General features: G+C 54.1%; 4 protein-coding genes and 2 pseudogenes. 2 read left to right on the plus strand and 4 right to left on the minus strand.

Features of this window, described 5'->3' with window-relative positions:
• The 4 genes from RZR99_RS31780 to RZR99_RS31795 form a co-directional block, all read right to left on the minus strand.
• On the minus strand, nt 1–362 hold a 362-nt coding region (locus RZR99_RS31780; RefSeq protein ID WP_323123674.1), incomplete at its 3' end, for an esterase/lipase family protein.
• A 241-nt stretch (nt 363–603) separates the two neighbouring features.
• Entirely contained in the window at nt 604–837 is a 234-nt protein-coding gene (locus tag RZR99_RS31785; protein WP_323123675.1) for a PTS fructose transporter subunit IIABC, read from the minus strand.
• 40 nt (nt 838–877) lie between these two features.
• On the minus strand, nt 878–1,120 hold the full coding sequence (locus tag RZR99_RS31790) for a hypothetical protein (protein ID WP_323123676.1): 243 nt from the start codon (nt 1,118–1,120) through the stop codon (nt 878–880).
• Between the two features lie 492 nt (nt 1,121–1,612).
• The gene (locus RZR99_RS31795) at nt 1,613–3,829 is read right to left on the minus strand and encodes a S53 family peptidase (RefSeq protein ID WP_323123677.1); all 2,217 of its coding nucleotides are present in this window, start codon (nt 3,827–3,829) and stop codon (nt 1,613–1,615) included.
• Nucleotides 3,830–4,609: 780 nt separating this feature from the next.
• Between RZR99_RS31795 and RZR99_RS33505 the strand changes: the two are divergent.
• Both RZR99_RS33505 and RZR99_RS31805 read left to right on the plus strand, forming a co-directional pair.
• Nucleotides 4,610–4,823 (plus strand): annotated as a pseudogene (locus RZR99_RS33505) (IS6 family transposase); the annotation flags it as partial.
• Nucleotides 4,824–4,853: 30 nt separating this feature from the next.
• A pseudogene (locus RZR99_RS31805) lies at nt 4,854–5,447 on the plus strand (IS6 family transposase); the annotation flags it as partial.
• Between the last annotated feature and the right edge of the window lie 318 nt (nt 5,448–5,765).

A 5,765-nucleotide genomic window follows, 5' to 3' on the forward strand; every position in this document is an offset into this window, starting at 1 on the left:
CCCGTCGCGGCGAGCACCTGCTTCACTTGTGCCAGCAATTGTTCGCCGCGACCGTTCGGACCATCGTCGCTCTGGAAGCCGGAAAGATTCGCGGCATAGACCGTTGCGCCATGCGCCTGCAGATCCTCCTGGATGCCGTACCAGTACTCGAGCACGCCCGCATACTTGTCGGTGCCCGTCAGGCCGTGCACCAGAATGATCGGATATTGGGTCGCCGCGTAATTGTCGGCCGCGACACTCGCCGCCACCGCAGCCTGCGGGACCGCAAGCGACAGGAATGTCGTCAGCCCCGCGAACGGGGTCACGCTCATCGCGCACGCCACCGCACTTGCCACCACCCGTGAACGTATCGATTCGGTCATCTTCATCTCCGTTTGTTGGCTTTGTTCACTCCCGTGAACGGTTCACTCCCGCGAACGTGTGGCGGACTTAATCTATTTGACGATTAAAACGAACGCTCATGCGCTGAGTAGACGAGTCACTGATAACTAATGAATTCTCGTTGGCGCGTGCCCGTCCGTGAGGTGGGCACGCGTACCGCTCGACCGCTCCAGGCGAACCCCCGCCGGCAGTTTGCCGTCGAGCCTGGCGGCCATCTTTTGATTAGCCCGTAATGACCTTGCCCGTGTCGGAGACAATGCGGACGACATCCTTGACCAGGCCGCTGGCCAAGCCGCCGACCGTGTCCGTCAGATTTACGCCGAAGTTGAGCGCGGCTGCGCCAACCGTACCGATTGCCTGTTGAGCGCCGAGAACAAAAGCGGTCGGGATAGCAACCAGCGGATTCCAGAGACCACCGCCAACCATATCGATTTCTTGCTGATTGATTTCTTGCATGATCGTTTTTCCTAAAGATAGTGTGGCTAAGGGGTGTGGCTTAAGACTTGAAGAGGCCGTTGAGGAAAGCCGACCCAACGTTTTGGGCCAGTTGAACCGGCAGTCCGCCGACGATCTGGATCGCGCCGACGAGGCCGCCAGTCAGTTGATCCGTGACGGTCGAACCGATCTTGTACGCGCCTTGGCCGTACACACCAACCAGACCCGTGAGGGCGCCGATCAGACCACCGCCAACTTGCGCGCCGCCGACCAGATCGAGTTCCTGCAGACTAAGTTCTTGCATTGCCGTTCTCCTAACGATTGCCAGATGGCCCATCTGGCGGGGTATCGATTCGCCGCGCTTTTGCACCGTACAAATCAATTCTCAATATAGTCAGCTATCCTGAATTTATCGATTCCATCAAATCGAAATCATGTCGATGAAATTCGTGTTTAACAGGGGACGAGGGCGTAAAACATGCCCAATCCGGGTCGATTGTCCAGTTGCGAATTTATCGGGTAAAAATTAACAGAGATTACTGGCCTGGAAAGTGCGATAGCGTACTGTAGACGATCAGTTATTTCGTTGCCCAACAGAAATTACAAGCTGGAAATCTAACAGAGTCAGGACCATGCATAAGGAAATCGCTTTTCTTTCAGCCTCAAATTGGAACATTGCCATCCTCCATGGATAAAGTATTCTTTGTTGTTATCCTGTCTGTCCATAAAATATGGATATCGAAGCATTAATATGCGATTCTCCACCGCAATGATGTGATGGAGAACCAAGGTTTGATCAGGAAAGCGGGGGCAAAGTCGCTCCACCATTGCCACCATTACCACCATTACCACCCGCAGAACCCGTACCACCACTACCGCCCGCACCACCTTTATTGCCGCCTGAGCCATTGCCACCATTGCCACCATTGCCACCTTTACCGCCACCCGTACCACTTCCCCCGCCACCGCCTTGACCACCGGTACTGCCATTACCCGATGCGACGCCACCGTTGCCGCCTGCTCCGCCACTACCAGCGCGGATACCGGTGCCCCCCGCTCCTCCCGAACCACCGGTGCTTCCACTTCCATCGCCGTTGCCGCCATTACCACCCGTGCCACCCGTGCCAGCCGAACCTGCAGCGCCGCCATTACCACCGTTCCCGCCCGTGCCACCCGCACTACCGCTTCCACCATTGCCGCCTTGGCCGGGAGTTGCTATCGCCAAGCGCCTATTGAGCGCTTCAATATCGAAGCTGCCCCAGCCTGTGGCGTAATCCCAACCCGGGGAAGCTTGATATCCGCCGTTGCTTCCGCCCACAACGTCGTGCAGCCACGACGACGCGCCCGGCTGAGCGGCCAGCGCATAGAGGATAGGTGCAGCAAAACCCAATTTATTGTTATTGGCCGATTCCAGCACGGCCCACGCGCCGGCAAACAAGGGGGCAGCCAAGCTGGTTCCGCCGTTTGTAGTGAGCTGAATACCCGACGGGGAATCAGCATATTTGGAGCAATCGCCGGACAGGATTTCTCTTATGAGACACTGATATTTCGTTTCGTAGAACTGAATTGGTGAATTTTCCCAATCAGCATCAAAGGCGACGTCAGGTATGCTGCGATACTTGAGGCGTTTCAATGCGTTAACCGCATTCTGCCAGACGGGCTTTGTTTCGTACTGACTGATCCCCCCGCCACTAAAAGGCCAGGCAGTCTCACTGACATATGCATAGTTACTACTTGTGCTGAGCGTCGTGCCTCCTACGGCAACCACATAAGGTGAACTGGCCGGATATGATACAGCCAGGATGTTACGATCACCGTAGGTTCCGTTAGAGTTTTCGTCTGATGGACAGGCATTGCCAGGGATCGGGGTTTTGCATGGGTAAGAACCTGAATCACCACTGGAAGCTACGAATGTCTGGCCCTGAATCACTCCCAGCCGGAAAGCATCATCGAAGTAGCCAGCCCCACCTTCTGGTTCGTTGCTGCCCCAAGACATGTTAAGGACTCTAGCCTTATTGTCGCTCACTGCTCGGTTGATAATAGGCAGTAATTTATCATTAGTAGAATCGGAAGCAGTATAAAATGTCAAACTTTTAACGCCACCAGTGAGGCCGACAATGGCCTGAGCATCCATGTTCCATTCACTGTCATCGCCGCCTGCTGGTTTTTTAAGAGGATCGAGGTTAACAATTTGAGTAGGGACATAATCTTCGCGCTTCCAGCCCCAACTCTTTTCAAGCTGTTCCAGATCATTGACTGTATTGGTCATATTCCCCCAGCCAATAATCGCCACATCGGTTTTCGAAGCACCGGTTATCGAGCCGGTGTGGTAGACAGTTGCAAAATCTTCCGGTTTGTACACCACACCACTTCCGGCTGGTCCACCCGTAGTATTGTTTTTGCCGGTATTCCTTGTACGGGCCAAAGTACGGAATCGATTGATCGTGTCCAACCCCAGCACGGCATGGACGGAGTCTTTCCAGTCTGCAGGAATAGACACCGCCTGCGTATTAATAATACCCCTGACGCCATCAACCTCGAATTCCGCCAAGTCTGTATGAAAGGTTCGCTTGGTTGCGGAGGCAGTTCCCACTGCGGTGATCACCAAGCGATTGGGAGCCACGGTGATGTCGCGGTATCCCTGCCGAGCCAGATAGTCGGTGATTTTTTTGACCTGGGTTTTCGTCGGTGCATACGCCGCCGTCGCATCGGACGAACTCAAAAACTGGCCATAGGAAGGGCTGCCCGGGCGGTTAATCTCCTGGAGGTGACGGTCCATTTCCGCAGTGTTCTGTAGCTTCAATGCCACGGTGATCGGCACCGATGTCTCATCACTCACACTTCCCAATGATTTCGCCTTTGCGGGAACAGACGGGACCACGCCAGTGGCGATCCAGCCAGTGGGCATGGGAAGGGACGATTGAGCTTGCACGACACTCACCGCACCCATCATGATCAGTACTGCGACGGACAGTGGATGCAAAGCAAACGTACGTATTTTCCGTTTCATCATATTTCCAATCTTCGCGTATAAGGATGAATCTTCGTTGGAATTCCCTCTGTTTCTTCATCCCTCAGAGGGCATGAGTTAAGCATTAACGATCAACCACCTTCCTTTTCAACGAGTCTCTGATGTCTGTGTGACAGAGATTGGCTGAATACTGAAATCAAGATAATTTACAGTCACGCTTGTCAGCACCTGCATGTTGGAATTGACATGCATATCTCCCAAAATAGAGAGAATCGCGTCCGGGGCACAATAGCGGCTGACTACGCGGAAGCTCCAATCAATCGACGCATTGAGTCATTTGCAGTTCCATACAGTACGATATTGGAGCATGCTCTCAGGTTGTTTATTTGGAATACTAAACATCAAATTCTCAATTTTGGTGCACATGTAGCTCGATATTGGTGAATAAATTCATGTTTACAGCATAAAACTAAACGACTGATTGAAGATGAGCAGGCAGTCGCAAGTTTGGCTAATTGAATTCATCTACGCTTTAATTTACATGGCAATTTTTCAATGAGGGAGAAAAAATTGTTGAGTTTTGTTCATTACAATTCTTTCAATTAATTGCATTCCAACCAGAAGCAATGAGCCGTTATTCAGAAATATTAATTGATCCATATGATATAATTTAACGAATATTCGGCAGATCGGATTCTGTTGCAGCAGACGGCAATGTGAAATTAGCAGATGGAATCGCCCCGGTGGTTCTGTCGGGTACTGTCGGGTTGTTCCAGAAGTCGGCGAATATAATGAGGCATGAAGAAAGCTTCTATCGCCCCTCTGCCGCAGGCCGAGGCGCCGGTTTCGTTCAAGGGCTACCGGTTTCCGCCGGACATCATCTGCTACGCCGTTTGGTTGTACTACCGTTTTCCGTTGAGCCTGCGCATGGTTGAGGAGTGACTCGTCGCGCGCGGTATCGAGCTCTCGTACGAAACGGTGCGCTGCTGGGCGACGACATTCGGTCTGTTGATCGCGAAGCGGATTCGCTCGACGGCGACGGGACGCGGTGACANTTGAGGAGTGACTCGTCGCGCGCGGTATCGAGCTCTCGTACGAAACGGTGCGCTGCTGGGCGACGACATTCGGTCTGTTGATCGCGAAGCGGATTCGCTCGACGGCGACGGGACGCGGTGACAAGTGGCATCTGGACGAAGTGGTCGCGACAATCAACGGCCGCAAGCACTGGCTGTGGCGAGCCGTCGATCAGCACGGCGCGGTGCTCGAGGTGCTAGTGCAGCGCCGCCGCGACACGACAGGAGCCAAACGGTTGATGCGCAAGTTGCTCAGGCGCCATGGCTGTCCGCGCGTGATGGCGACGGACAAGCTGCGCAGCTACGCGGCGGCGCACAGCGAACTGGGCCTGAACGTTGAGCATCGGCAGCACAAGGGATTGAACAACCGGGCGGAAAATTCGCACCAGCCGACCCGGGTGCGCGAGAAGGTGATGCGGCGGTTCAAATCGGCGCGCCAGTTACAACGATTTTGCTCGGTCCATGGACAGATTTCGAATCTGTTCATGGGGTGCCGCTACAATCGGAGCGTGCAGTGCAAACACGAGGCACGTGCCCAGACCTTCGCGGCCTGGGAGAGCACTGCATGCGACCGGATGCCGGCGTAAGCCGATCGATACTCGCCTCACTCGTCCTTGCTGTCCGGTCACCGAACAACCTGACAGTACCCTGGCAGGTAAGGTCAGCAGGAATTGGAGCAATTGGAGCACCAACAAATGTTGTGATTTTTCATGCTCCAATCCCTGCATTAACATCTCGACCTACTGCTTTTCGTTAATGGATTGAATGATGTCCAACGACACCTCGCTAACGCCGGCGGCACCCTGGATTTTGGCCAGTGCCGCCAGCGCGAGATCGAGGGAACCGTACTTGATCACCCCGCTGCCATCGACACCGGACGCATAAACCGCCTGACCGCCGGTCTG

The organism is Burkholderia alba (genome assembly GCF_034721475.1).
Taxonomy (GTDB): domain Bacteria; phylum Pseudomonadota; class Gammaproteobacteria; order Burkholderiales; family Burkholderiaceae; genus Burkholderia; species Burkholderia alba.